This is a genomic window from Rhodanobacter sp. PCA2, from assembly GCF_013620825.1.
Classification (GTDB): domain Bacteria; phylum Pseudomonadota; class Gammaproteobacteria; order Xanthomonadales; family Rhodanobacteraceae; genus Rhodanobacter_A.
Window position 1 is genome coordinate 268,850 of record NZ_NJIC01000009.1, and the last position, 24,158, is coordinate 293,007.

Consider the following 24,158-nt stretch of genomic DNA (forward strand, 5'->3'; position numbering starts at 1 on the left):
CCCGCATCGCGGGTCCCCAATCCCGTTTTAGTACGCCAGTAGCTCAATTGGCAGAGCAGCGGTCTCCAAAACCGCAGGTTGGGGGTTCGAGTCCCTCCTGGCGTGCCATCTTTCCGAGGATAGACGACGGATGGTGGCGTGCCGGACGCTTTATGCCATCCGGCGGCCGACGACATCCGCAGGCAGCGCATGAATACCAAGGCAGAACAGCCCAAGGGCACGACCGCCGGCGATATCGGCAAGCTGGTGCTGGCCGCCGTGATCCTGGTGGCCGGCATCGTGGCGTATTCGTGGTTCGGCAACGACACGCGGGTGCCGCCGGTGGCGCGCCTGCTGGGCGTGCTGGCGGCGCTGGTGATCGCGCTGGCGATCGCCGCGTTCACCGCGCTGGGGCGCCGCGTGCGCCACTTCCTCGCCGAATCGCAGTTCGAAATGCGCAAGGTGGTCTGGCCGACTCGCGACGAGACGATCAAGACCACGGGCATCATCATTCTGGTGGTCATCATCCTGTCGCTGCTGCTGGGCCTGATCGACCTTCTTCTCAAGTCGGTCATTCTGGACTGGCTGCTCAAGCTGTGAGGTCAAAGCCGTGAGCAAGCGTTGGTATGTGGTGCACGCCTATTCGGGCTTTGAGAACCAGGTGAAGCGGGCGCTGTCCGAGCGCATCCTGCGCGCCGGGATGGAAGAGAAGTTCGGCGAAGTGCTGGTGCCGACCGAGGAAGTGATCGAGATGCGCGGCGGCCAGAAGCGCCGCAGCGACCGCAAGTTCTTCCCCGGCTACGTGCTGGTGCAGATCGAGACCAACACCGAGGGCAAGGCGCCGCGCATCGACGACGAGTGCTGGCACCTGGTCAAGGAAACGCCCAAGGTGATGGGCTTCATCGGCGGCACCGCCGACCGTCCGCTGCCGATCCGCGACAGCGAGGCCGACACCATCCTCAGCCGTGTGCGCGAAGGCGTGGAAAAGCCCAAGCCCAAGGTGCTGTTCGAGCCGGGCGAGATGGTGCGCGTCACCGACGGCCCGTTCAACGACTTCAACGGCGTGGTCGAGGAAGTCAACTACGAGAAGAGCCGCCTGCGCGTGGCGGTGCTGATCTTCGGCCGCTCCACTCCTGTCGAACTGGAGTTCGGGCAGGTCGAGAAGGCCTGATCCGGCCGGAACATTGGGGCGAAGCGGTATTGCACCGCACGTCCGCCTCCTCTCCCCTTTGGGGAGAGGATTGAGGTGAGGGGCCGGGGCTTGCGCGAAGATTGATTCAGTGCGCACCTTGGTCTGGCGTCAAGGCCAGTCCAGCCCCTCATCCGGCCCTTCGGGCCACCTTCTCCCCGGAGGGGAGAAGGGTTTCGGCATGGGGCTTGCTTGGAGGTTGGTCAATCTTTATACTGCACGGTTCCCGCCGGGGTCTTTCGACCCGGCGTGTCCGTGTTTCAGGAATCCGCGGGACTGCGGATTCCCCTCTCAACCAGGGAAGTTGCACGGCGAGGAGCCGCAAGGCGCCTGAACTCGCGAGGAAAATCCAATGGCAAAGAAAGTAGTTGGCTACATCAAGCTGCAGGTCAAGGCCGGTCAGGCCAACCCCAGCCCGCCGGTCGGTCCGGCGCTGGGTCAGCGCGGCCTGAACATCATGGAATTCTGCAAGGCGTTCAATGCCGCCACGCAGAAGATGGAGCCGGGTCTGCCGATCCCGGTGATCATCACCGCGTACTCCGACCGCAGCTTCACCTTCATCACCAAGACCCCGCCGGCCACGATCCTGATCAAGAAGGCCACGGGCGTCGCCAAGGGTTCGTCGAAGCCGAACACCGACAAGGTCGGCAAGATCACCCGCAAGCAGCTCGAAGACGTCGCCAAGCAGAAGGAGCCGGATCTCACGGCTGCCGATCTGGACGCCGCGGTGCGCACCATTGCCGGTAGCGCGCGCAGCATGGGCCTGGTGGTGGAGGGTTAAGACATGGCAAAGATCACCAAGCGTATGAAGGCCGCCCAGGCCGCAGTGCAGCCGGGCAAGGTCTACGGTCTCGAAGAGGCCCTGAACATCGTCAAGAACAACGCCAAGGCGAAGTTCGCCGAGTCCGTGGACGTGGCCGTCCGCCTCGGCATCGACGCCAAGAAGTCGGACCAGGGCGTGCGCGGTTCCTCGCTGCTGCCGCACGGCACCGGCAAGACCATCAAGGTCGCCGTGTTCTGCCCGGCGGGCGAGAAGGCCGAGGCCGCCAAGGCCGCCGGCGCCGATGCCGTCGGCATGGACGACCTGGCCGAGCGCATGCAGGGCGGCGACCTCGACTTCGGTCGCGTGATCGCCACGCCGGACGCGATGCGCGTGGTCGGCAAGCTCGGCCAGCTGCTTGGCCCGCGCGGCCTGATGCCGAACCCGAAGGACGGCTCGGTCACCGCCGACGTCGTCACCGCGGTGAAGAACGCCAAGGCCGGCCAGGTGAAGTTCCGCAACGACAAGGCGGGCATCATCCACGCCACCATCGGCAAGGCCACGTTCGAGGCCGCGCAGCTCGCGGACAACCTCAACGCGCTGGTCAACGACCTGCTGAAGGCCAAGCCGGCCACCGCCAAGGGCCAGTACCTGCAGAAGGTGGCGCTGTCCAGCACGATGGGCGTCGGCGTCATCGTGGATGCCTCGTCGCTGAACATCGCGACCAAGTAAGCAAGGTTTTTCCCGCGCGGCCGGTTGCCGCGCGGACCGTTTTTGAGGGCGGCCCGGGTCGTGCGATCCGGGCAGCCGTCAAAGACCGCAGGCGCGACCAGCGCGCGACGACGACGGGCAGGGAGCTCGCTCATGGCAGGGAATCGCCGTCGTCGCCAAGCCGGTCGCTTAATCGGATGCCCGCATCCGGCCTGCGCAGATGGTGTCGCCCCCACTGGAATGATTCGTCGTTCTGGAAAGGCCACCACCCGGGACACCCAGTGTCCCCGACGTCACGGAAGGCGTCGCCCAGGACCGCAAGCGGCAGGAGCCGTGAGCGGAGTTCATTTGGAGGAGTGCAATGGCTCTCAATCTGTCCCAGAAGCAAGAAGTAGTCGCCGAGCTGGCAGAAGTCGCCGCGAAGGCTCACTCCCTGGTCGCTGCCGAGTACGCGGGCACCACGGTCGAACAGATGACCGCGATGCGCAAGAAGGCCCGCGAGACCGGCGTGTTCCTGAAGGTTGTCAAGAACACGCTGGCGTCGCGCGCCGTGGCAGGTACCGAGTTCGAGGTCGTCAAGGACGTCCTGACCGGTCCGCTGCTGTACGCGTTCTCGACCGAGGAGCCCGGCGCTGCCGGTCGCCTGATCAAGGAATTCGCGAAGACCAACGAAAAGCTCAAGGCCAAGGTCGTCTCGGTGGAAGGCAAGCTGCTGCCCGCCGCGCACGTCGACGTGCTGGCCTCGCTGCCGACCCGCGAAGAGGCGCTGGCGATGCTGGCCCGCGTGCTGGCCGAGCCGGCTGCGATGTTCGCGCGCGCCGTCAAGGCCGTGGCCGACAAGCAGGGTGGTGGCGAAGTCGCCGCCGAAGCCCCTGCGGCCGCCTGATCCCGACGCTTATCCGTATCGAATCCATTTCCAGAGGTAAATCAAAATGTCCCTGACCAACGAACAGATCGTTGACGCCGTCGCCGCCAAGTCGCTCATGGAAGTGATGGAGCTGGTGAAGGCCATCGAAGAGAAGTTTGGCGTTTCCGCCGCTGCCCCGGTCGCCGTGGCCGCCGCCGGTGGCGCTGCCGCCCCGGCCGCCGAGGCGCAGACCGAGTTCGACGTGATCCTGAAGTCCGCCGGCGACAAGAAGGTCGACGTGATCAAGGCCGTCCGCGCCATCACCGGCCTGGGCCTGAAGGAAGCCAAGGACCTGACCGAGCAGGGCGGCGTCCTGAAGGAAGCCGTGTCGAAGGAAGACGCCGACAAGTTCAAGAAGGACCTGGAAGCTGCCGGCGCCACGGTCGAACTGAAGTAATCGGCGCCCTTGCGCGCCGTCAGTTTGGCTTAGCGTCAAGCAAGCCTGGGGGCGAAAGCCCCCGGGCTTTGCCCGCTTGAGGAACCGGGCGGCGCGGAGCGTGCTGCGAGCCATGGATGGCTCGCCGTGAACCAGGTGCTTGCGCCTGGTTCACGGAGCCCGCCTCCGGCGGGCGAGTCCGAAATGGGCAGGAGCCCATTCCGGACACATCAGGCACGGATGCTTTTGCTGTGGGGCATGGCGGCTGAGGACTGGTGACAAGTCTTCAACCGCGATTCCCCAAGATCCAAGCATCCCCATTCAGCCGGTGCGTGCACCACCGGCGTCACTGCGAACCGAGGCGTCAACCCATGACCTACTCGTTTACCGAGAAGAAGCGCATCCGCAAGGATTTCGGCAAGCGGCCCCCCGTGCTGGGCGTGCCCAACCTGCTGACCATCCAGACCGATTCCTACCGGGAATTCCTGCAGGAGCACACCGCTCCGAAACAGCGCGAAGACAAGGGTCTGCACGCCGCCCTGAAGTCGGTGTTCCCGATCGTGAGCTACTCGGGCAACGCCGCACTGGAATACGTGGACTACCGCCTCGGCGAGCCGGGCTTCGACGAGCGCGAGTGCCGCAACCGCGGCATGACCTTCGGCGCGCCGCTGCGCGTGACCGTGCGCCTGGTGATCTACGACAAGGACAGCCCGGCCTCGCGCAAGGCCGTGAAGTACGTCAAGGAGCAGGAGGTCTACATGGGCGAGATCCCGCTCATGACCGACACCGGCACCTTCATCATCAACGGCACCGAGCGCGTCATCGTCTCGCAGCTGCACCGTTCGCCGGGCGTGTTCTTCGACCACGACCGCGGCAAGACGCACAGCTCGGGCAAGCTGCTGTTCTCCGCCCGCGTGATCCCCTACCGCGGCTCGTGGCTGGACTTCGAGTTCGACCCGAAGGACGCGCTGTTCACCCGCATCGACCGTCGCCGCAAGCTGCCGGTGACCGTGCTGCTGCGCGCGCTGGGCTACAGCAACCAGGAGATGCTGGCGATCTTCTTCGAGCACAACGTGTTCCACCTCGGCAAGAAGGGTGGCACCACGCTGGAGCTGGTCGCCGAGCGCCTGCGCGGCGAGACGCTGTCGTTCGACCTCGCGGTCGGCGGCAAGGTGCTGGTGGAGGCGGGCAAGCGCATCACCGCGCGCCACGTGCGCCAGCTCGCGTCCGAGAACATCACCGCGCTGGAAGTGCCGGACGACTACCCGGTGGGCCGCATCCTCGCCACCGACATCGTCGACGCGAAGACCGGCGAGCTGCTGGCCTCGGCGAACGACGAAATCACCGCCGAGCAGCTGGAGAACTTCCGCAAGGCCGGCATCGAAGTGGTGCCCACGCTGTACGTGAACGACCTCGACCGCGGCGCCTACATCTCGCACACGCTGCGCATCGACAACACCCGCACCCCGCTCGAGGCGCTGGTGGAGATCTACCGCATGATGCGCCCGGGCGAGCCGCCGACGAAGGACGCCGCGCAGAACCTGTTCTTCAACCTGTTCTTCACGTTCGACCGCTACGACCTGTCGGCGGTGGGCCGGATGAAGTTCAACCGCCGCGTGGGCCGCAAGGACATCCTGGGCCCGGGCGTGCTGTACGACCACAAGTACTTCGGCGAGCGCAAGGAAGAGGCCGCGCAGGCGCTGGTCAAGGCGCAGGGCGACACCTCCGACATCCTCGACGTGCTGAAGGTGCTGATCGACATCAAGAACGGCCACGGCACCGTGGACGACATCGACCACCTCGGCAACCGCCGCGTGCGTTCGGTGGGCGAGATGACCGAGAACACGTTCCGCATCGGCCTGGTGCGCGTGGAGCGCGCGGTGCGCGAGCGCCTGTCGTTGGCCGAGGCCGACGGCCTCACCCCGCAGGACCTGATCAACGCGAAGCCGGTGGCGGCCGCGGTGAAGGAGTTCTTCGGTTCCTCGCAGCTTTCGCAGTTCATGGACCAGAACAACCCGCTGTCGGAAGTGACGCACAAGCGCCGCGTCTCGGCGCTGGGCCCGGGCGGCCTGACCCGCGAGCGCGCCGGCTTCGAGGTGCGCGACGTGCACCCGACCCATTACGGCCGCGTCTGCACCATCGAGACGCCGGAAGGCCCGAACATCGGCCTGATCAACTCGCTCGCCGTGTACGCGCGCACGAACCAGTACGGCTTCCTGGAGACGCCGTACCGCAAGGTCGCGAACGCCAAGGTCACCGACAAGGTGGACTACCTGTCGGCGATCGAGGAAGGCGACCACGTGATCGCGCAGGCGAACTCGCCGCTGGACAAGCACGGCGCCTTCGTCGAGGAATTCGTGTCCTGCCGTTTCCGCGGCGAGTCCGAGCTGCGTCCGGCGGCCGAAGTCGACTACATGGACGTCTCCCCGATGCAGACCGTGTCGGTGGCGGCGGCGCTGGTGCCGTTCCTGGAGCATGACGACGCGAACCGCGCGCTGATGGGCGCGAACATGCAGCGCCAGGCCGTGCCGACGCTGCGCTCGCAGACCCCGCTGGTGGGCACCGGCATCGAGCGTGCCGTGGCGCGCGACTCCGGCGTCACCGTCAGCGCGAAGCGCGGCGGCCTGATCGACCAGGTCGACGCCGGCCGCATCGTGGTGCGCGTGAACGAGGACGAGGTGGGCGAGAACGACGCCGGCGTCGACATCTACACGCTGACCAAGTACACCCGCTCCAACCAGAACACCAACCTCAACCAGCGTCCGCTGGTGAACGTGGGCGACGTGGTGGCGAAGGGCGACACGCTGGCGGACGGTTCCTCGACCGACCTCGGCGAGCTCGCGCTCGGCCAGAACATGCTGATCGCGTTCATGCCGTGGAACGGCTACAACTTCGAAGACTCGATCCTGCTCTCCGAGCGCGTCGTGCAGGAAGACCGCTACACCTCGATCCACATCGAGGAGCTGGCCTGCGTCGCGCGCGACACCAAGCTGGGCGCCGAGGAAATCACCGCCGACATCCCGAACGTGGGCGAGCAGGCGCTGGCCCGCCTCGACGAGAGCGGCATCGTCTACATCGGCGCCGAAGTGAAGGCGGGCGACATCCTGGTCGGCAAGGTCACGCCGAAGGGCGAGAGCCAGCTCACGCCGGAAGAGAAGCTGCTGCGCGCGATCTTCGGCGAGAAGGCCAGCGACGTGAAGGACAGCTCGCTGCGCGTGCCGCCGGGCATGGACGGCACCGTCATCGACGTGCAGGTGTTCACCCGCGACGGCATCGAGAAGGACAAGCGCGCGCGCCAGATCGAGGAAACCGAGGTCAAGCGCATCCGCAAGGACTTCGACGACCAGTTCCGCATCCTGGAAGGCGCGATCTACAACCGCATGCGCGTCCAGCTGGTCGGCCAGAGCGCGATGAGCGGTCCGGGCGGCCTGAAGCGCGGCACCGAGATCACCGACGCCTACCTCGACGGCCTGAAGAAGGACGACTGGTTCAAGATCAACGTCAAGGACGAGTCCGTCACCGAGTTCCTCGAGCGCGCGTCCGAGCAGGTCAAGCGCCACAAGGAGGAGTTCGACAAGCGCTTCAAGGAGAAGCAGGGCAAGATCACCCAGGGCGACGACCTCGCGCCGGGCGTGCTGAAGATGGTCAAGGTGTTCCTGGCCGTGAAGCGCCGCATCCAGCCGGGCGACAAGATGGCCGGCCGTCACGGCAACAAGGGCGTGGTCTCCAACGTGGTGCCGGTCGAGGACATGCCGCACATGGCCGACGGCACGGCGGTGGACATCTGCCTGAACCCGCTGGGCGTGCCGAGCCGCATGAACATCGGCCAGATCCTGGAAGTGCATCTGGGCTGGGCGGCCAAGGGCCTGGGCAGGAAGATCCAGCAGATGATGGAGGCGCAGGCCAAGGTCAAGCAGATCCGCGAGTTCCTCGACCAGATCTACAACCACCACGTCGCCGGCGCCGTGCAGCACGTGGACCTCAAGTCGCTGACCGACGACGAGATCCTCGCGCTCGCGAACAACCTGCAACAGGGCGTGCCGATGGCCACGCCGGTGTTCGACGGCGCCGAGGAAACCGAGATCAAGGCGATGCTGAAGCTGGCGGATCTGCCCGAGTCGGGCCAGACCACGCTGTTCGACGGCCGCACCGGCGAGGCGTTCGATCGCCCGGTCACCGTGGGCTACATGCACTACCTGAAGCTCAACCACCTGGTCGACGACAAGATGCACGCCCGCTCCACCGGCCCGTACTCGCTGGTCACCCAGCAGCCGCTGGGCGGCAAGGCGCAGTTCGGCGGCCAGCGCTTCGGCGAAATGGAAGTCTGGGCGCTGGAAGCCTACGGCGCGGCCTACACCCTGCAGGAAATGCTGACGGTGAAGTCCGACGACGTGCAGGGCCGCAACCAGATGTACAAGAACATCGTCGACGGCAACCACGAGATGGCGGCCGGCATGCCGGAATCCTTCAACGTGCTGGTGAAGGAAATCCGCTCGCTGGGCATCGACATCGACCTGGAAGAGATCAAGTGAATGGTCGGGACCCGGGGCGATCCCCCGGGTCCCGGATAAGCCAGACCCCCGGTTATTCCGTGGCTCCCGACCATAGAGACAGCTCCAAGCGGAGACTCACATGAAAGACTTGCTCAATCTGTTCAACCAGCAGCGCGCCACGCCCGAGTTCGACGCGATCAAGATCGCGCTCGCCTCGCCGGAGCTGATCCGCTCCTGGTCCTACGGCGAAGTGAAGAAGCCGGAAACCATCAACTACCGCACGTTCAAGCCCGAGCGCGACGGCTTGTTCTGCGCCGCGATCTTCGGTCCGGTGAAGGACTACGAGTGCCTGTGCGGCAAGTACAAGCGCATGAAGCACCGCGGCGTGGTCTGCGAGAAGTGCGGCACCGAGGTCACCCTGGCCAAGGTGCGCCGCGAGCGCATGGGCCACATCGAGCTGGCCAGCCCGACCGCGCACATCTGGTTCCTCAAGTCGCTGCCCTCGCGCATCGGCCTGATGCTGGACATGACGCTGCGCGACATCGAGCGCATCCTGTACTTCGAAGCCTTCGTGGTGATCGATCCGGGCCTGACCGCGCTGGAGCGCGGCCAGCTGCTCAGCGAGGACCAGTACCTCGAAGCGGTCGAGGAGCACGGCGACGAGTTCGACGCGCGCATGGGCGCCGAGGCGGTGTACGAGCTGCTGAAGTCGCTGGACCTGCCGGGCGAGATCATCCGCCTGAAGGAAGAGATCGCCTCCACCAACTCCGAGACCAAGCTGAAGCGCCTCACCAAGCGCGTGAAGCTGATCGAGGCGTTCGTCGAGTCCGGCAACAAGCCGGAGTGGATGGTGCTGACCGTGCTGCCGGTGCTGCCGCCGGACCTGCGTCCGCTGGTGCCGCTGGACGGCGGCCGCTTCGCCACGTCCGACCTGAACGACCTGTACCGCCGCGTCATCAACCGCAACAACCGCCTGCGCCGCCTGCTCGAACTCAATGCGCCCGACATCATCGTGCGCAACGAGAAGCGCATGCTGCAGGAGTCGGTGGACGCGCTGCTCGACAACGGCCGCCGCGGCCGTGCCATCACCGGCACGAACAAGCGCGCGCTGAAGTCGCTGGCCGACATGATCAAGGGCAAGCAGGGCCGCTTCCGCCAGAACCTGCTGGGCAAGCGCGTGGACTACTCGGGCCGCTCGGTGATCACCGTGGGTCCGACGCTGCGCCTGCACCAGTGCGGCCTGCCGAAGAAGATGGCGCTGGAACTGTTCAAGCCCTTCATCTTCGCCAAGCTGCAGGCCCGCGGCGAGGCGACCACGATCAAGGCCGCCAAGAAGCTCGTCGAGCGCGAGGAAGGCCAGGTGTGGGACATCCTGGAAGAGGTGATCCGCGAGCATCCGGTGCTGCTGAACCGCGCGCCGACGCTGCACCGCCTCGGCATCCAGGCGTTCGAGCCGATCCTGATCGAAGGCAAGGCGATCCAGCTGCACCCGCTCGTGTGTACCGCGTTCAACGCGGACTTCGACGGCGACCAGATGGCCGTGCACGTGCCGCTGTCGATCGAGGCGCAGTTGGAAGCGCGCGCCCTGATGATGTCGACGAACAACATCCTGTCGCCGGCGAACGGCGAGCCGATCATCGTGCCGACCCAGGACGTGGTGCTGGGCCTGTACTACATGACGCGCGAGCTGGTGAACGCGAAGGGCACCGGCATGGTGTTCTCCGGCATCAGCGAGGTGCGCCGCGCCTACGACAACCGCGCGGTCGAGCTGCATGCGAAGATCAAGGTGCGCCTGAAGCAGGTGCGCGTGGACGAGCACGGCGAGCGCCACAGCGAGCTCTCGCTGGTCGAGACCACCGTGGGTCGCGCGCTGCTGGCCGAGATCCTGCCGGAAGGCCTGCCGTTCCAGCTCGCCAACACCGAGCTGACCAAGAAGGCCATCTCGCGCCTGATCAACGCCAGCTACCGCCGCCTGGGCCTCAAGGAAACGGTGATCTTCGCCGACAAGCTGATGTACACCGGCTACCGTTTCGCGACGCGCGCCGGCATCTCCATCGGCATCGACGACATGAAGATCCCGGCCGAGAAGAAGGCGATCCTCGAGGAAGCCGAGAAGGAAGTCGTCGAGATCCAGCAGCAGTACCAGTCGGGCCTGGTGACCGCCGGCGAGCGCTACAACAAGGTGGTCGACATCTGGTCGCGCACCAACGAGCTGGTGGCCAAGGCGATGATCGACGGCATCGGCACCGAGACGGTGACCGACGCCGACGGCAAGCAGGTCGCCCAGAAGTCGATGAACTCGCTGTACATCATGGCCGACTCCGGCGCCCGTGGTTCGGTGGCGCAGATCCGCCAGCTCGCCGGCATGCGCGGCCTGATGGCGCGTCCGGACGGCTCGATCATCGAGACCCCCATCAAGGCCAACTTCCGCGAAGGCCTGAACGTGCTGCAGTACTTCAACTCCACCCACGGCGCCCGCAAGGGCCTCGCGGATACGGCGCTGAAGACCGCGAACTCCGGTTACCTCACCCGCCGCCTCGTGGACGTGGCGCAGGACGTGGTGGTCACCATGGACGACTGCGGCACCGAGGAAGGCCTGATCATGCAGCCGATCGTGGAAGGCGGCGACGTGGTCGAGCCGCTGCGCGAGCGCGTGCTGGGCCGCGTGGTGGTCGAGGACGTCTACGCCCCCGGCAACGACGACCAGCCCATCGTCGAGCGCGACACGCTGCTCAACGAGGCGCTGGTGGAGAAGCTGGACAAGGCCGGCGTGCAGTCGATCAAGGTGCGTTCGCCGATCACCTGCGCCGCCAGCCACGGCGTGTGCAAGCTGTGCTACGGCCGCGACCTGGCCCGTGGCCACCTGGTGAACATGGGCGAGGCCGTGGGCGTGGTTGCCGCGCAGTCGATCGGCGAACCTGGCACCCAGCTGACCATGCGTACCTTCCACATCGGCGGCGCGGCATCGCGTGCGGCCGCGGTGGACAACGTGACGGTGAAGACCACCGGCACGCTGAAGTTCAACAACATCAAGACCGTGCAGCACGCGCAGGGCCACCTGGTGGCGGTGTCGCGTTCGGGCGAAGTGTCGGTGCTGGATACCAGCGGCCGCGAGCGCGAGCGCTACAAGGTGCCGTACGGCGCCACCATCGCGGTGAAGGACGGCGCCGCGGTCAAGGCCGGCCAGGCCGTGGCCAACTGGGACCCGCACACCCATCCGATCGTGTCGGAAGTGGCCGGTACCGTGCGCTTCATCGACTTCATCGACGGCGTCACCGTGCAGAGCCAGACCGACGAACTGACCGGCCTGGAATCCGCGGTGGTGACCGATCCGAAGCGTCGCGGCACGGCCGCCAAGGACCTGCGTCCCATCGTGCGCCTGGAAGACGCCAAGGGCCGCGAGCTGAAGCTGCCGGGCACCGACGTGCCGGCGCAGTACATGCTGCCGGCCGGCGCCCTGGTGTCGATCCAGAACGGTGCGGCGGTGGGCGTGGGCGACGTGGTGGCGCGTATCCCGCAGGACGCCTCCAAGACCCGCGACATCACCGGCGGTCTGCCCCGCGTGGCCGACCTGTTCGAGGCGCGCAAGCCGAAGGAGCCGGCGATCCTGGCCGAGCGTTCGGGCGTGATCAGCTTCGGCAAGGACACCAAGGGCAAGCAGCGCCTGATCATCAAGGACGCCGACGGCAACGAGCACGAGGAGCTGATCCCGAAGTGGCGCCAGGTCATCGTGTTCGAAGGCGAGCACGTGGAGAAGGGCGAAACCGTGGTGGACGGCGAGCCCAGCCCGCACGACATCCTGCGCCTGCTGGGCGTGGAGCCGCTGGCCGGCTACCTGGTCAAGGAAATCCAGGACGTCTACCGCCTGCAGGGCGTGAAGATCAACGACAAGCACATCGAAGCGATCATTCGCCAGATGCTGCGCAAGGTCGAGATCACCGAGACGGGCGACAGCCACTACCTGCGCGGCGAGCAGGTGGAGCGCGTGCGCATCAATGCCGAGAACGATCGCGCGGTGAGCAAGGGCGAGCGTCCGGCCGAGTACCAGTCGGTGCTGCTCGGCATCACCAAGGCATCGCTGGCCACCGAGTCGTTCATCTCGGCGGCCTCGTTCCAGGAGACCACCCGCGTCCTCACCGAGGCGGCGGTCCGTGGCACGCGCGATACCTTGCGGGGCCTGAAGGAAAATGTTATCGTCGGACGTCTGATTCCCGCGGGTACCGGCTTGGCGTATCACGCCTCGCGTCGCGGTCAGGGCGGCCTGACCGCCTCGGAGTTGCAGACGCTTTCCGGTACCGCTTCCGCCGTCTCGTTCGCCGAGGCGCCGGCCGGTAGTGAAAGTGGCGTCGAGTAAGCCCGTTCCGGGCTCATCTCGCTAGACATACGAAATGAGGTGCATGGATGCACCTCGTGTTCGGGTCATGGAAGGCGGGACCTTGGCTTGTCTCTGACAGGCCGTCCGTGTTATATTCCCGCTTCTTGGCAGACCGAGCTTGTTCGGGCTGCCTTTATGTTTTCAGAATAGGCTTCGCATGGCGACTATCAACCAGTTGGTGCGCAAATCCCGCAGCCCGAAGAGCTACAAGAGCGATTCGCCTGCCCTGCAGAACAGCCCGCAGCGTCGCGGCGTCTGCACGCGCGTTTACACGACCACCCCGAAAAAGCCGAACTCGGCCCTGCGCAAGGTTGCCAAGGTGCGCCTGACCAACGGCTACGAGGTGATCAGCTACATCGGCGGCGAAGGCCACAACCTGCAGGAGCACTCGGTGGTGCTGATCCGCGGCGGCCGCGTCAAGGACCTGCCGGGCGTGCGCTACCACACGGTGCGCGGCAGCCTGGACTGCGCCGGCGTCACCAAGCGTCGCCAGTCGCGCTCGAAGTACGGCGCCAAGCGTCCCAAGAGTTAATCAGCAGCGGCCATCCATGGTCGCGTTCAGGGCCCTGGATGCCCGAGTAACAACGGATACCAAACATGTCGCGTAAAGGTTCCCACCCCGCCCGCCTGGTGCTGCCCGATCCGAAGCACGGCAGCCAGCTGATCGCCCGTTTCATCAACATGGTGATGAAGAGCGGCAAGAAGTCGGTGGCCGAAAGCATCGTCTACGGCGCGCTGGAGCATCTGGGCGAGAAGCACGCCGAGCCGGTGGCTCTGGTCGAGAAGGCGCTGAACAACGTCGCGCCCGCCGTCGAGGTGAAGTCCCGTCGCGTCGGCGGCGCCACCTACCAGGTGCCGGTCGAAGTGCGTCCGGGTCGCCGCATGGCGCTGGCCATGCGCTGGGTGATCGAGGCGGCGCGCAAGCGCGGCGAGACCTCGATGCCGCGCAAGCTGGCTGCCGAGCTGCAGGAGGCTTCCGAGAGCCGCGGCGGCGCCGCCAAGAAGCGCGAGGAAACCCACCGCATGGCGGAAGCGAACAAGGCGTTCTCGCACTACCGCTGGTAATCGGCGGCATGCCGCGTCGCCCATGACGGGCGACGCCGAGTGAACCGGCATGCCTGCCGGATTTTTTTCACGACAGCGCGGCCAGGATGGCCGCTCTTGCCCATTCGGGGATGGATCTCCGTCGGATACGACTATGGCACGCACCACTCCCATCGAGCGCTACCGCAACTTCGGCATCATGGCCCACATCGATGCCGGCAAGACCACGACCACGGAGCGCATCCTGTTCTACACCGGCGTCTCGCACAAGATCGGCGAGGTGCACGACGGTGCGGCCACCATGGACTGGATGGAGCAGGAGCAGGAGCGCGGCATCACCATCACTTCCGCCGCCACCACGGCGTTCTGGAAGGGCATGGACGGGTCGATGGACCAGTACCGCTTCAACATCATCGACACCCCCGGGCACGTCGACTTCACCATCGAGGTGGAGCGTTCGCTGCGCGTGCTCGACGGCGCGGTGTTCGTGCTGTGCGCGGTCGGCGGCGTGCAGCCGCAGTCCGAGACCGTGTGGCGCCAGGCCAACAAGTACAAGGTGCCGCGCCTCGCGTTCGTCAACAAGATGGACCGCACCGGCGCGAACTTCGACAAGGTCGTCGGCCAGCTGAAGGCGCGCCTGGGCGCGAACCCGGTGCCGATGGTGGTGCCGATCGGCGCCGAGGACGACTTCGAGGGCGTGGTCGACCTGCTCAAGATGAAGGCGATCATCTGGGACATGGCGTCCCAGGGGATGAAGTTCGAGTACCAGGACATCCCGGCGAACCTCGCGGACAAGTCCGCCGAGGCGCACAACTTCATGGTCGAGTCGGCCGCCGAGGCGACCGAGGAGCTGATGAACAAGTACCTCGAAGAGGGCACCCTCACCGAGGACGAGATCATCAGCGGCCTGCGCGCGCGCACGCTGGCCAGCGAGATCATTCCGGTCTACTGCGGCACCGCGTTCAAGAACAAGGGCGTGCAGGCGATGCTGGACGCGGTGGTGCACCTGCTGCCGTCGCCGGTGGATCGTCCGCCGGTGGCCGGCATGGACGAGAACGACCAGGAGGCGACCCGCAAGGCGGACGACGCCGCGCCGTTCTCCGCGCTCGCGTTCAAGATCATGACCGACCCGTTCGTCGGTTCGCTGACGTTCTTCCGCGTCTATTCGGGCGTGCTGAATGCCGGCGACGCCGTCTACAACCCGGTGAAGTCGAAGAAGGAGCGCATCGGCCGCATGCTGCAGATGCACGCGAACGATCGTCATGAACTGAAGGAAGTCCGCGCAGGCGACATCGCCGCCGCGGTCGGCCTGAAGGACGTGACGACCGGCGACACGCTGTGCGCGCAGGATCACATCATCACCCTGGAGCGCATGACGTTCCCGGAGCCGGTGATCTCGATGGCGGTCGAGCCGAAGACCAAGTCCGACCAGGAAAAGATGGGCATCGCGCTCGGTCGCCTGGCCGCGGAGGATCCGTCCTTCCGCGTGCGCACCGACGAGGAGTCGGGCCAGACCATCATCTCCGGCATGGGCGAGCTGCACCTCGACATCATCGTCGACCGCATGAAGCGCGAGTTCAACGTGGAAGCGAACGTGGGCAAGCCGCAGGTGGCCTACCGCGAGACGATCCGCAGCAGCGACGTGAAGTCCGACTACAAGCACGCCAAGCAGTCCGGCGGCAAGGGCCAGTACGGTCACGTGGTGATCGAGATGTCGCCGATCAGCGAGGCCGACCGCGCCGACGAGAAGCTGTCCTCGCAGATCAAGGACGACTTCCTGTTCCAGAACGAGATCACCGGCGGCGTGATTCCGAAGGAGTTCATCCCCTCGGTCGAAAAGGGTCTGCGCGAAACCATCACCAGCGGTCCGCTGGCGGGCTTCCCGGTGGTGGGCGTCAAGGTCAAGCTGGTGTTCGGTTCGTACCACGACGTCGACTCGTCCGAAATGGCGTTCAAGCTGGCCGCCTCCATGGCGTTCAAGCAGGGCTTCGCGAAGGCCTCGCCGGTGCTGCTCGAGCCGATCATGAAGGTCGAGGTGGTGACGCCGGAGGAATACGTGGGCGACGTGATGGGCGACATGAGCCGTCGTCGCGGCATCCTGCGCGGCCAGGAAGACACGCCGTCGGGCAAGACCGTCGACGCGTTCGTTCCGCTGGGCGAGATGTTCGGTTACGCGACCACCATCCGGTCGCTGACCCAGGGTCGCGCCACCTTCACGATGGAGTTCGACCACTACGCCGAGGCGCCGAACAACATCGCCGAGCAGGTGGTGAAGAAGGCTTAAACCTTTGCGGCCATCCGTGGCCGCACTTTCAGAAGAAAAAACCAGTGCGGCCTGCGGGTCGCGTGAATCAAGCGACGCGGCAATCGCCGCACTGACAGAAGTTCTATCCAGAGGTCTCAAGTCATGGCAAAGGGCAAGTTCGAGCGCACCAAGCCCCACGTGAACGTGGGCACGATCGGTCACGTGGACCACGGCAAGACGACGCTGACGGCGGCGCTGACGAAGGTCGGTGCGGAACGCTTCGGCGGCGAATTCAAGGCCTACGACGCGATCGACGCGGCGCCGGAAGAAAAGGCGCGCGGCATCACGATCTCGACGGCGCACGTGGAATACGAGTCGCCGACGCGCCACTACGCGCACGTGGACTGCCCGGGCCACGCCGACTACGTGAAGAACATGATCACGGGCGCGGCGCAGATGGACGGCGCGATCCTGGTGTGTTCGGCCGCGGACGGCCCGATGCCGCAGACGCGCGAACACATCCTGCTGTCGCGCCAGGTGGGCGTGCCGTACATCGTCGTGTTCCTGAACAAGGCCGACATGGTGGACGACGCCGAGCTGCTCGAGCTGGTCGAGATGGAAGTGCGCGAGCTGCTGTCGAAGTACGACTTCCCGGGCGACGACACGCCGATCATCAAGGGTTCGGCGAAGCTGGCGCTGGAAGGCGACCAGTCGGAAATCGGCGTGCCGGCGATCATCTCGCTGGTGGACGCGCTGGACACCTACATTCCGGAGCCGCAGCGCGCGATCGACCAGCCGTTCCTGATGCCGGTGGAAGACGTGTTCTCGATCTCGGGCCGCGGCACCGTGGTGACCGGCCGTATCGAGCGCGGCGTGATCAAGGTGGGCGACGAAATCGAAGTGGTCGGCATCCGTCCGACGCAGAAGACCACCGTGACCGGCGTGGAAATGTTCCGCAAGCTGCTGGACCAGGGTCAGGCGGGCGACAACGCCGGCCTGCTGCTGCGCGGCCTGAAGCGCGACGACGTGGAGCGTGGCCAGGTGCTGGCGAAGCCGGGCACGATCACCCCGCACACGGAGTTCGAGGCCGAGGTGTACGTGCTGTCGAAGGACGAAGGCGGCCGTCACACCCCGTTCTTCAAGGGCTACCGCCCGCAGTTCTACTTCCGCACCACCGACGTGACCGGTGCGATCGAGCTGCCGGAAGGCGTGGAAATGGTCATGCCGGGCGACAACATCAAGATGGTGGTGACGCTGATCCACCCGATCGCGATGGACCAGGGCCTGCGTTTCGCGATCCGCGAAGGCGGCCGCACCGTCGGCGCCGGCGTGGTGGCGAAGGTCATCAAGTAAGCAACAAAGCGGGGATTCGGGAGGCGGGATTCGGGATACGGAAAGGCACGCCTTTCCGCATGGACCGGGTTCCTCTTCCGGACCCTATTCCCTTCGGGGGAGTTTGCGGATATACTTCGCAGCTCACTTGTCAGCCAGATGACATTCTGGTTCGACTTACAGCGAAATGAGGCACAGGAAGTGCTTCGAGTTCGCAGACCGTGGACGGTCATCGCATGCGGCGCAGTTCCGGGTCCCGCCCGTCGCCACGTCCATTGCGCAGCAGGATTTGCGCCAGGCGAGCCCACATGTGCTCGCTTGGCGTTTTTCAGGTCGGGATTGGGTTCCGTACGGTCCCGATGGTTCCAGAGAGCAGTGCGATGCGGTGAGAAGCCGCCTCGTTGCACATTCAAGTTCTTTTGATAACAGGACACGGTTTTATGGCGAACCAGAAGATTCGCATCCGCCTCAAGGCGTTCGATCATCGTCTGATCGACCGTTCGGCCAGCGAGATCGTCGAGACGGCCAAGCGCACGGGCGCCACGGTGCTCGGCCCGATCCCGCTCCCGACCAAGATCGAGCGCTACACCATTCTGGTGTCGCCGCACGTCGACAAGGATGCACGCGACCAGTACGAGACCCGTACGCACAAGCGCGTGCTCGACATCGTCGACCCCAACGACAAGACCGTGGACGCGCTCATGAAGCTTGATCTCGCCGCTGGCGTCGATGTTCAGATCAAGCTCGGTTGAGCGACAGACAGGATACGAACATGAGTATCGGACTGGTAGGCCGCAAGTGCGGCATGAGCCGGCTCTTCACTGAAGACGGACGCTCGATTCCGGTGACCCTGATTGAGGCCACCCCGAATCGCGTCACCCAGCTGAAGACGGAAGACAACGACGGCTACAGCGCGGTGCAGGTCGCGACGGGCGTGAAGCGCGCCAGTCTGCTGACGGCGCCGATGAAGGGCCATTACGCCAAGGCCAAGGTCGAGCCGGGCCGCGGCCTGTGGGAGTTCCGCGTGACCGCGGAAGACCTCGGCAAGTACAGCGTGGGCGCGGAGATCAAGGCCGAGGAAGTGTTCTCGGTCGGCCAGATCGTCGACGTCGCCGGCGTCTCGAAGGGCAAGGGCTTCCAGGGCACCATCAAGCGCCACAACTTCAAGATGGGCGATGCGACGCACGGCAACTCGCTGTCGCACCGCGCGCCGGGTTCGATCGGCCAGCGCCAGACGCCGGGCCGCGTGTTCCCGGGCAAGAAGATGGCCGGCCACATGGGTGCGGTGAACCGCACGCAGCAGGGTCTGGAAGTGGTCAGGGTCGACGCCGAGCGTCACCTGATCGCGGTGAAGGGCGCTGTCCCCGGCGCGACCGGTGGCGACGTCGTCATCCGTCCGACCACCAAGGGTTGAGGAGAGACGCCATGGAACTGAATGTCATTGGCGCCAAGCCGCTCAGCGTGTCGGACGAAGTGTTCGGCGGCGAGTTCAAGCAGGCCCTGATCCACCAGGTGGTGGTTGCGTACCAGGCCGGCGGTCGCGCCGGCACCAAGGCGCAGCTGTCGCGTGGCGAGCTGTCGGGCACCACCAAGAAGTTCAAGAAGCAGAAGGGCGGCGGCGCCCGTCACGGCGACTACCGCGCCCCGATCTTCGTGGGCGGCGGCGTGGCCTTTGCCGCGAAGCCCCGCAGCTTCGAGCAGAAGGTCAACCGCAAGGCCTATCGCGTGGCGATCCGCTCGATCCTTTCCGAGCTGAACCGCCAGGGTCGCATCAAGGTGGTCGAGAGCTTCGGCGTCGACCAGCCCAAGACCAAGGCGATGGTCGCCAAGCTCGCCGAGCTGGAAGTGTCCGGTCGCGTGCTGCTGGTGTCCGAGGATGCGAACGAGGCGCTGTACCTGGCCGCGCGCAACATCCCGTACCTGCATGTGCTGGACGTGATGGCGCTGAACCCCGTCAGCCTGGTCGGTTCCGACCACGTGGTGATGACGGTCGAGGCCGTGAAGAAGATCGAGGAGTGGCTGGCATGAGCAACGAACGCATTCTCGACACGCTGCGCGCGCCGCACATCTCCGAGAAGTCGGCTCGCGTCAGCGAGCACAACCAGTACGTTTTCGTGGTGGCCCCCGAGGCGACCAAGGCCGATGTCCGCGCGGCGGTGGAGCAGATGTTCGACGTCAAGGTCGAGCAGGTGAACCTCGTCAACAGCAAGGGCAAGGTCAAGTCCTTCCGTTTCCGCGCTGGCAGCCGCCAGGGCAAGCGCAAGGCTTATGTGCGCCTCGCCGATGGCCAGACCATCGACGTGTCGGCCAAGGCCTGAGCCAGGAGTTGAATTGAGATGGCACTGATCACTCACAAGCCGACCTCGCCCGGTCGTCGCGACGCAGTCAGCGTCCGCACCGAGGGCCTGCACAAGGGCGCGCCGTACGCGGCGTTGACCGAGTCGCAGTCCAAGACCGGCGGCCGCAACCACTTCGGCCGCATCACCACGCGTCATCGTGGCGGCGGTCACAAGCAGCATTACCGCATCATCGACTTCAAGCGCGACAAGGAAGGCATTGCCGCCAAGGTCGAGCGCATCGAATACGATCCGAACCGCACCGCGCACATCGCGCTGCTGTGCTACGCCGACGGCGAGCGCCGCTACATTATCGCGCCGAAGGGCGTGCAGGTGGGCGACCGCCTGCTGTCGGGCCACGACGCGCCGATCAAGGCCGGCAACTGCCTGCAGCTGCGCAGCATCCCGGTGGGTTCCACGATCCACTGCATCGAGATGAAGCCCGGCAAGGGCGCGCAGATCGCCCGCAGCGCCGGCGCCTCGGTGCAGCTGGTGGCCCGCGAGTCCGGCTACGCCACGCTCCGCCTGCGCTCCGGCGAAATGCGCCGCGTGCCGGTCGAGTGCCGCGCCACCATCGGCGAAGTCGGCAACGGCGAGCACAGCCTGAAGAAGCTCGGCAAGGCCGGCGCCAAGCGCTGGCTGGGCATCCGCCCGACCGTGCGCGGCGTGGTGATGAACCCGGTCGACCATCCGCACGGCGGTGGTGAAGGCCGTACCTCCGGCGGCCGTCATCCGGTCAGCCCGTGGGGCACGCCGACCAAGGGTTACAAGACCCGCAACAACAAGCGCACGCAGCAGTTCATCGTGCGTCGCCGCAAGTAACAGGAAACCGACATGCCACGCTCTCTGAAGAAAGGTCCGTTCGTCGACCTTCACCTCGCCAAGAAGGTGGAAGCCGCGGTTTCCGCCAACAACAAGCGTCCGATCAAGACCTGGTCGCGCCGCTCGATGATCCTGCCCGAAATGGTGGGCCTGACCATCGCCATCCACAACGGCCGCCAGCACGTGCCGGTGCTCGTCAACGAGAACATGGTCGGGCACAAGCTCGGCGAGTTCGCGGTGACCCGCACCTTCAAGGGCCACGTCGGCGACAAGAAGGGCAAGTGATGAGCACCGAAGCCAAAGCGATCCTGCGCAGCGCCCGCATCTCGGCGCAGAAGGCACGCCTGGTGGCAGACCTGGTCCGCGGCATGCCCGTGGGCCGGGCCAGCGACGTGCTCCAGTTCACCAACAAGAAGGCCGCCCACCTTGTCCGCAAGGTGCTGCTGTCGGCCGTCGCCAACGCCGAGAACAACCTCGGCGCCGATGTCGACGAGCTGAAGGTCTCGCGCATCTTCGTGGACGAAGGTCCGGCGATGAAGCGCATGTATGCCCGGGCCAAAGGCCGCGGTTCCCGCATCCTGAAGCGCACCAGCCACATCACCGTGGTCGTTGGCGAGTAAGAGGAAGAAGACGATGGGTCACAAAGTTCATCCCACCGGCATCCGCCTCGGCATCGCCAAGGACTGGAACGCCAAGTGGTACGCCAACAAGGGCGACTACGCGAAGTATCTCGTGGCGGACATCAAGGTCCGCGAGATGCTGAAGAAGAAGCTGGCCGCCGCCGGCATCTCGAAGATCCAGATCGAGCGCCCGGCCAAGACCGCGCGCGTGACGATCCACACCGCCCGTCCGGGCGTGGTGATCGGCAAGAAGGGCGAGGACATCGAGAAGCTGCGCAAGGAAGTCAGCGACCTGATGGGCGTCCCCACGCACATCAACGTCAACGAAGTGCGCAAGCCCGAGCTGGACGCCCAGCTGGTGGCCGAGTCGATCGCGCAGCAGCTCGAGCGCCGCATCATGTTCCGCCGTGCGATGAAGCGCTCGGTCGGCAATGCGATGCGCCTGGGCGCGCTGGGCATCAAGATCAACGTGTCCGGCCGTCTGAACGGCGCCGAGATCGCCCGTTCCGAGTGGGCCCGCGAAGGCCGCGTACCGCTGCACACCCTGCGTGCGGACATCGACTACGGCACCGCCGAAGCGAAGACCCAGTACGGCATCATCGGCATCAAGGTGTGGGTCTACAAGGGCGAAGTCTTCGACGTGGCCCAGATCGGCCAGGAGCCGAAGGACGAGTCCCCCGCACCGTCGCGCCGCGAGGGCCGTGAAGGCCGCGAGGGTGGCGAAGGTCGTCGTGACCGCGATTCGCGTCGTGATGGCGAAGGCCGTCGCGACCGCGCGGCGAAGTAAGGAGAGTTGCCATGCTGCAACCCAAGCGAACCAAATACCGCAAGCAGTTCAAGGGCCGCAACGACGGTCTGGCGCAGTGCGCCAACCTCGTGAGCTTCGGCGAATTCGGCCTGAAGGCGACCACCCACGGCGCGCTCACCGCGCGCCAGATCGAGGCCGGCCGCCGTTGCATCACCCGCTTCGTGAAGCGCGGCGGCAAGTTGTGGATCCGCGTGTTCCCCGACAAGCCGATCACCAAGAAGCCGATCGAAGTGCGTATGGGCGCCGGCAAGGGCGGCGTGGAGTTCTGGGTCGCCCCGATCCAGCCCGGCCGCATGCTTTATGAAATCGAGGGCATCGACGAGGTTTCGGCACGCGAGGCGTTCCGCCTGGCCGCCGCCAAGCTCTCGGTGCAGACCCAGTTCGTGACCCGGGCGGTGATGTGACATGGCCATCAAAGATCTGACCACCAAGTCGGCCGAAGAGCTCAATCAGCACCTGCTGGACCTGCGCAAGGAGCAGTTCAACCTGCGCATGCAGAAGGGTGCCGGCCAGCTCAGCCAGCCGCATCAGCTGCGCCGCGTCCGGCGCGACATCGCCCGCACGAAGTTCGTGCTCGGCGGCAAGAAGTAAGGGACCGCCGACATGAGCGACAACCAGAAGCAGGCGCGCACCCTCGAGGGCCGCGTCATCAGCAACAAGATGGACAAGACGGTCACCGTCCTGATCGAGCGCCAGGTGCAGCACGGCCTGCTGGGCAAGATCGTGCGCCGGTCGACCAAGCTGCATGCGCAGGACGACCTCGGCGCGAACGAGGGCGACCTGGTGCGCATCGCCGAGTGCCGTCCGCTGTCCAAGACCAAGCATCACCGCGTGGTCGAAATCGTCACCCGCGCGGCCGTCTAAGAGGAGGGTGCAGACATGATCCAGATGCAAAGCACGCTCTCCGCGGCGGACAACAGCGGTGCCAAGGAACTGATGTGCATCAAGGTGCTCGGCGGCTCCAAGCGCCGTTACGCCGCGATCGGCGACGTGATCAAGGTCACCGTGAAGGATGCCATTCCCCGCGGCAAGGTGAAGAAGGGCGAGGTGTACAATGCCGTGGTGGTGCGTACCGCCAAGGGCGTCCGCCGTCCCGATGGCTCGCTGATCCGTTTCGACGGCAATGCAGCGGTGCTCCTCAACAACAAGCTCGAGCCGATCGGCACCCGTATCTTCGGGCCGGTCACCCGCGAGCTGCGCAGCGAGAAGTTCATGAAGATCGTCTCGCTCGCGCCCGAAGTGCTCTGAGCGGAGTCAAGAACATGAACCGTATCCGCAAAGGCGATCAGGTCCTCGTGATCGCCGGCAAGAACAAGGGTCAGCGCGGCGAAGTGCTGCGTGTTGCAGACGACCGCGTGTTCGTCTCCAACGTGAACCTGGTCAAGCGCCACACCAAGCCGAATCCGCAGGCCAACCAGGCCGGCGGCATCGTCGAGCGCGAGGCTTCGATCCATCTCTCCAATGTGCAGCTGTTCAACCCCGCCACGAACAAGGGTGAACGCGTTGGCACCAAGACGCTCGCTGATGGGCGCAAGGTCCGCGTGTTCCGTTCGAATGGCGAGGTCGTGGACGCGTAAGGATTAATGACATGACGCGCCTTGAGACGTTTTACAAAGAGCAGGTAGTGCCGAAGCTCACCGAGAAGTTCGGCTACCAGAACGTGATGCAGGTTCCCCGCATCACCAAGATCACGCTGAACATGGGCGTGGGCGAAGCCGCGGGCAACAAGAAGATCCTCGAGAACGCCGTGGCCGACATGGCGAAGATCTCGGGCCAGAAGCCGATCACGACCAAGGCGCGCGTTTCCGTGGCCTCGTTCAAGATCCGCGACGGCTGGCCGATCGGCTGCAAGGTCACCCTGCGCCGCGCCCAGATGTTCGAGTTCCTCGACCGCCTGATCAACATCTCGCTGCCCCGTACCCGCGACTTCCGCGGCGTGTCGGGCCGCGCGTTCGACGGCCGCGGCAACTTCAACTTCGGCGTGAGGGAACAGATCATCTTCCCGGAGATCGACTTCGACGCCGTCGACGCGATGCGCGGCATGGACATCGCGATCACCACGACCGCGAAGACCGACGCCGAGGCCAAGGCGTTGCTGGAAGCGTTCAACTTCCCCTTCCGCAATTAAGCGCGCTGCAACTGATAGACGCGAGAGAATAGA

The 24,158-nt window shown here is 65.6% G+C and carries 26 protein-coding genes and 1 tRNA gene; all 27 read left to right on the forward strand.

Annotated elements, in window-relative coordinates:
* Positions 1 to 32: 32 nt before the first annotated feature.
* The 27 genes from PCA_RS03365 to rplE all read left to right on the forward strand — a co-directional run bounded on the left by PCA_RS03365 (position 33) and on the right by rplE (position 24,125).
* Positions 33 to 108 (forward strand) — tRNA-Trp (locus tag PCA_RS03365).
* An 81-nt stretch (positions 109 to 189) separates the two neighbouring features.
* Positions 190 to 579, forward strand: coding sequence for a preprotein translocase subunit SecE (gene secE, locus PCA_RS03370; protein WP_181300937.1), 390 nt, complete (start codon positions 190 to 192; stop codon positions 577 to 579).
* A 10-nt stretch (positions 580 to 589) separates the two neighbouring features.
* On the forward strand, positions 590 to 1,150 hold the full coding sequence (nusG, locus tag PCA_RS03375; RefSeq protein ID WP_181300939.1) for a transcription termination/antitermination protein NusG: 561 nt from the start codon (positions 590 to 592) through the stop codon (positions 1,148 to 1,150).
* 370 nt (positions 1,151 to 1,520) lie between these two features.
* Positions 1,521 to 1,949: a 50S ribosomal protein L11 gene (gene rplK, locus PCA_RS03380; RefSeq protein WP_077481280.1), complete on the forward strand. Its 429-nt coding sequence runs from the start codon at positions 1,521 to 1,523 to the stop codon at positions 1,947 to 1,949.
* 3 nt (positions 1,950 to 1,952) lie between these two features.
* A complete protein-coding gene (gene rplA, locus PCA_RS03385) occupies positions 1,953 to 2,660 on the forward strand; it encodes a 50S ribosomal protein L1 (protein ID WP_181300941.1) in 708 nt (235 codons plus the stop codon).
* A 340-nt stretch (positions 2,661 to 3,000) separates the two neighbouring features.
* The gene (gene rplJ, locus PCA_RS03390; protein WP_181300943.1) at positions 3,001 to 3,525 is read left to right on the forward strand and encodes a 50S ribosomal protein L10; all 525 of its coding nucleotides are present in this window, start codon (positions 3,001 to 3,003) and stop codon (positions 3,523 to 3,525) included.
* 46 nt (positions 3,526 to 3,571) lie between these two features.
* Positions 3,572 to 3,943, forward strand: coding sequence for a 50S ribosomal protein L7/L12 (rplL, locus tag PCA_RS03395; RefSeq protein ID WP_181300945.1), 372 nt, complete (start codon positions 3,572 to 3,574; stop codon positions 3,941 to 3,943).
* A 350-nt stretch (positions 3,944 to 4,293) separates the two neighbouring features.
* Positions 4,294 to 8,454, forward strand: coding sequence for a DNA-directed RNA polymerase subunit beta (rpoB, locus tag PCA_RS03400; protein WP_181300947.1), 4,161 nt, complete (start codon positions 4,294 to 4,296; stop codon positions 8,452 to 8,454).
* Between the two features lie 100 nt (positions 8,455 to 8,554).
* Entirely contained in the window at positions 8,555 to 12,769 is a 4,215-nt protein-coding gene (gene rpoC, locus PCA_RS03405; protein WP_181300949.1) for a DNA-directed RNA polymerase subunit beta', read from the forward strand.
* A gap of 178 nt (positions 12,770 to 12,947) precedes the next feature.
* Entirely contained in the window at positions 12,948 to 13,322 is a 375-nt protein-coding gene (gene rpsL / locus PCA_RS03410; RefSeq protein WP_181300951.1) for a 30S ribosomal protein S12, read from the forward strand.
* A 65-nt stretch (positions 13,323 to 13,387) separates the two neighbouring features.
* Positions 13,388 to 13,855 (forward strand): 30S ribosomal protein S7, encoded by a 468-nt coding sequence (gene rpsG, locus PCA_RS03415; protein WP_181300965.1) that lies wholly within the window; start codon positions 13,388 to 13,390, stop codon positions 13,853 to 13,855.
* A 133-nt stretch (positions 13,856 to 13,988) separates the two neighbouring features.
* The gene (gene fusA, locus PCA_RS03420; protein ID WP_181300967.1) at positions 13,989 to 16,118 is read left to right on the forward strand and encodes an elongation factor G; all 2,130 of its coding nucleotides are present in this window, start codon (positions 13,989 to 13,991) and stop codon (positions 16,116 to 16,118) included.
* A gap of 123 nt (positions 16,119 to 16,241) precedes the next feature.
* Positions 16,242 to 17,432: an elongation factor Tu gene (tuf, locus tag PCA_RS03425; protein ID WP_181300935.1), complete on the forward strand. Its 1,191-nt coding sequence runs from the start codon at positions 16,242 to 16,244 to the stop codon at positions 17,430 to 17,432.
* Positions 17,433 to 17,851: 419 nt separating this feature from the next.
* Positions 17,852 to 18,163 (forward strand): 30S ribosomal protein S10, encoded by a 312-nt coding sequence (gene rpsJ, locus PCA_RS03430; protein ID WP_014402136.1) that lies wholly within the window; start codon positions 17,852 to 17,854, stop codon positions 18,161 to 18,163.
* A 20-nt stretch (positions 18,164 to 18,183) separates the two neighbouring features.
* Positions 18,184 to 18,825 carry a 50S ribosomal protein L3 gene (gene rplC, locus PCA_RS03435; RefSeq protein ID WP_181300969.1) on the forward strand — a complete coding sequence of 214 codons (642 nt, stop codon included), beginning with the start codon at positions 18,184 to 18,186 and terminating at the stop codon, positions 18,823 to 18,825.
* An 11-nt stretch (positions 18,826 to 18,836) separates the two neighbouring features.
* Positions 18,837 to 19,439: a 50S ribosomal protein L4 gene (gene rplD, locus PCA_RS03440; RefSeq protein ID WP_181300971.1), complete on the forward strand. Its 603-nt coding sequence runs from the start codon at positions 18,837 to 18,839 to the stop codon at positions 19,437 to 19,439.
* Positions 19,436 to 19,729 (forward strand): 50S ribosomal protein L23, encoded by a 294-nt coding sequence (gene rplW, locus PCA_RS03445; protein ID WP_181300973.1) that lies wholly within the window; start codon positions 19,436 to 19,438, stop codon positions 19,727 to 19,729. The genes rplD and rplW overlap by 4 nt, the downstream gene beginning before the upstream one ends.
* An 18-nt stretch (positions 19,730 to 19,747) precedes the next feature.
* On the forward strand, positions 19,748 to 20,569 hold the full coding sequence (rplB, locus tag PCA_RS03450; protein WP_181300975.1) for a 50S ribosomal protein L2: 822 nt from the start codon (positions 19,748 to 19,750) through the stop codon (positions 20,567 to 20,569).
* 12 nt (positions 20,570 to 20,581) lie between these two features.
* A complete protein-coding gene (rpsS, locus tag PCA_RS03455) occupies positions 20,582 to 20,854 on the forward strand; it encodes a 30S ribosomal protein S19 (protein ID WP_077481308.1) in 273 nt (90 codons plus the stop codon).
* Positions 20,854 to 21,189: a 50S ribosomal protein L22 gene (gene rplV / locus PCA_RS03460; protein WP_181300981.1), complete on the forward strand. Its 336-nt coding sequence runs from the start codon at positions 20,854 to 20,856 to the stop codon at positions 21,187 to 21,189. Before rpsS ends, rplV begins: the two co-directional genes overlap by 1 nt.
* A gap of 13 nt (positions 21,190 to 21,202) precedes the next feature.
* Entirely contained in the window at positions 21,203 to 21,976 is a 774-nt protein-coding gene (gene rpsC / locus PCA_RS03465) for a 30S ribosomal protein S3 (RefSeq protein ID WP_181300983.1), read from the forward strand.
* A gap of 11 nt (positions 21,977 to 21,987) precedes the next feature.
* Positions 21,988 to 22,401 carry a 50S ribosomal protein L16 gene (gene rplP, locus PCA_RS03470; protein ID WP_181300984.1) on the forward strand — a complete coding sequence of 138 codons (414 nt, stop codon included), beginning with the start codon at positions 21,988 to 21,990 and terminating at the stop codon, positions 22,399 to 22,401.
* A 1-nt stretch (position 22,402) separates the two neighbouring features.
* Positions 22,403 to 22,588 (forward strand): 50S ribosomal protein L29, encoded by a 186-nt coding sequence (rpmC, locus tag PCA_RS03475; protein WP_181300986.1) that lies wholly within the window; start codon positions 22,403 to 22,405, stop codon positions 22,586 to 22,588.
* 12 nt (positions 22,589 to 22,600) lie between these two features.
* Positions 22,601 to 22,861 carry a 30S ribosomal protein S17 gene (rpsQ, locus tag PCA_RS03480; RefSeq protein ID WP_181300988.1) on the forward strand — a complete coding sequence of 87 codons (261 nt, stop codon included), beginning with the start codon at positions 22,601 to 22,603 and terminating at the stop codon, positions 22,859 to 22,861.
* 15 nt (positions 22,862 to 22,876) lie between these two features.
* Positions 22,877 to 23,245, forward strand: coding sequence for a 50S ribosomal protein L14 (gene rplN, locus PCA_RS03485; RefSeq protein WP_007513359.1), 369 nt, complete (start codon positions 22,877 to 22,879; stop codon positions 23,243 to 23,245).
* Between the two features lie 14 nt (positions 23,246 to 23,259).
* Positions 23,260 to 23,574 (forward strand): 50S ribosomal protein L24, encoded by a 315-nt coding sequence (rplX, locus tag PCA_RS03490; RefSeq protein WP_181300990.1) that lies wholly within the window; start codon positions 23,260 to 23,262, stop codon positions 23,572 to 23,574.
* Positions 23,575 to 23,585: 11 nt separating this feature from the next.
* Positions 23,586 to 24,125, forward strand: a complete 540-nt coding sequence (gene rplE, locus PCA_RS03495) for a 50S ribosomal protein L5 (RefSeq protein ID WP_181300992.1) — start codon at positions 23,586 to 23,588, stop codon at positions 24,123 to 24,125.
* Positions 24,126 to 24,158 lie beyond the last annotated feature (33 nt).

Excerpts from the sequence above, each read along its gene's own strand:
- rplV (WP_181300981.1), top strand. The coding sequence starts at position 20,854 with ATGAGCACCGAAGCCAAAGCGATCCTGCGCAGCGCCCGCATCTCGGCG.
- rplK (WP_077481280.1), top strand. The coding sequence starts at position 1,521 with ATGGCAAAGAAAGTAGTTGGCTACATCAAGCTGCAGGTCAAGGCCGGT.
- rpsQ (WP_181300988.1), top strand. The coding sequence starts at position 22,601 with ATGAGCGACAACCAGAAGCAGGCGCGCACCCTCGAGGGCCGCGTCATC.
- rpsC (WP_181300983.1), top strand. The coding sequence starts at position 21,203 with ATGGGTCACAAAGTTCATCCCACCGGCATCCGCCTCGGCATCGCCAAG.
- rplD (WP_181300971.1), top strand. The coding sequence starts at position 18,837 with ATGGAACTGAATGTCATTGGCGCCAAGCCGCTCAGCGTGTCGGACGAA.
- rpsJ (WP_014402136.1), top strand. The coding sequence starts at position 17,852 with ATGGCGAACCAGAAGATTCGCATCCGCCTCAAGGCGTTCGATCATCGT.
- rplC (WP_181300969.1), top strand. The coding sequence starts at position 18,184 with ATGAGTATCGGACTGGTAGGCCGCAAGTGCGGCATGAGCCGGCTCTTC.
- rplX (WP_181300990.1), top strand. The coding sequence starts at position 23,260 with ATGAACCGTATCCGCAAAGGCGATCAGGTCCTCGTGATCGCCGGCAAG.
- rplL (WP_181300945.1), top strand. The coding sequence starts at position 3,572 with ATGTCCCTGACCAACGAACAGATCGTTGACGCCGTCGCCGCCAAGTCG.
- rplA (WP_181300941.1), top strand. The coding sequence starts at position 1,953 with ATGGCAAAGATCACCAAGCGTATGAAGGCCGCCCAGGCCGCAGTGCAG.
- secE (WP_181300937.1), top strand. The coding sequence starts at position 190 with ATGAATACCAAGGCAGAACAGCCCAAGGGCACGACCGCCGGCGATATC.
- fusA (WP_181300967.1), top strand. The coding sequence starts at position 13,989 with ATGGCACGCACCACTCCCATCGAGCGCTACCGCAACTTCGGCATCATG.
- rpoB (WP_181300947.1), top strand. The coding sequence starts at position 4,294 with ATGACCTACTCGTTTACCGAGAAGAAGCGCATCCGCAAGGATTTCGGC.
- rplJ (WP_181300943.1), top strand. The coding sequence starts at position 3,001 with ATGGCTCTCAATCTGTCCCAGAAGCAAGAAGTAGTCGCCGAGCTGGCA.
- rpsG (WP_181300965.1), top strand. The coding sequence starts at position 13,388 with ATGTCGCGTAAAGGTTCCCACCCCGCCCGCCTGGTGCTGCCCGATCCG.
- rpsL (WP_181300951.1), top strand. The coding sequence starts at position 12,948 with ATGGCGACTATCAACCAGTTGGTGCGCAAATCCCGCAGCCCGAAGAGC.
- rpmC (WP_181300986.1), top strand. The coding sequence starts at position 22,403 with ATGGCCATCAAAGATCTGACCACCAAGTCGGCCGAAGAGCTCAATCAG.
- tuf (WP_181300935.1), top strand. The coding sequence starts at position 16,242 with ATGGCAAAGGGCAAGTTCGAGCGCACCAAGCCCCACGTGAACGTGGGC.
- rplN (WP_007513359.1), top strand. The coding sequence starts at position 22,877 with ATGATCCAGATGCAAAGCACGCTCTCCGCGGCGGACAACAGCGGTGCC.
- rplW (WP_181300973.1), top strand. The coding sequence starts at position 19,436 with ATGAGCAACGAACGCATTCTCGACACGCTGCGCGCGCCGCACATCTCC.
- rplE (WP_181300992.1), top strand. The coding sequence starts at position 23,586 with ATGACGCGCCTTGAGACGTTTTACAAAGAGCAGGTAGTGCCGAAGCTC.
- rpoC (WP_181300949.1), top strand. The coding sequence starts at position 8,555 with ATGAAAGACTTGCTCAATCTGTTCAACCAGCAGCGCGCCACGCCCGAG.
- rpsS (WP_077481308.1), top strand. The coding sequence starts at position 20,582 with ATGCCACGCTCTCTGAAGAAAGGTCCGTTCGTCGACCTTCACCTCGCC.
- rplB (WP_181300975.1), top strand. The coding sequence starts at position 19,748 with ATGGCACTGATCACTCACAAGCCGACCTCGCCCGGTCGTCGCGACGCA.
- rplP (WP_181300984.1), top strand. The coding sequence starts at position 21,988 with ATGCTGCAACCCAAGCGAACCAAATACCGCAAGCAGTTCAAGGGCCGC.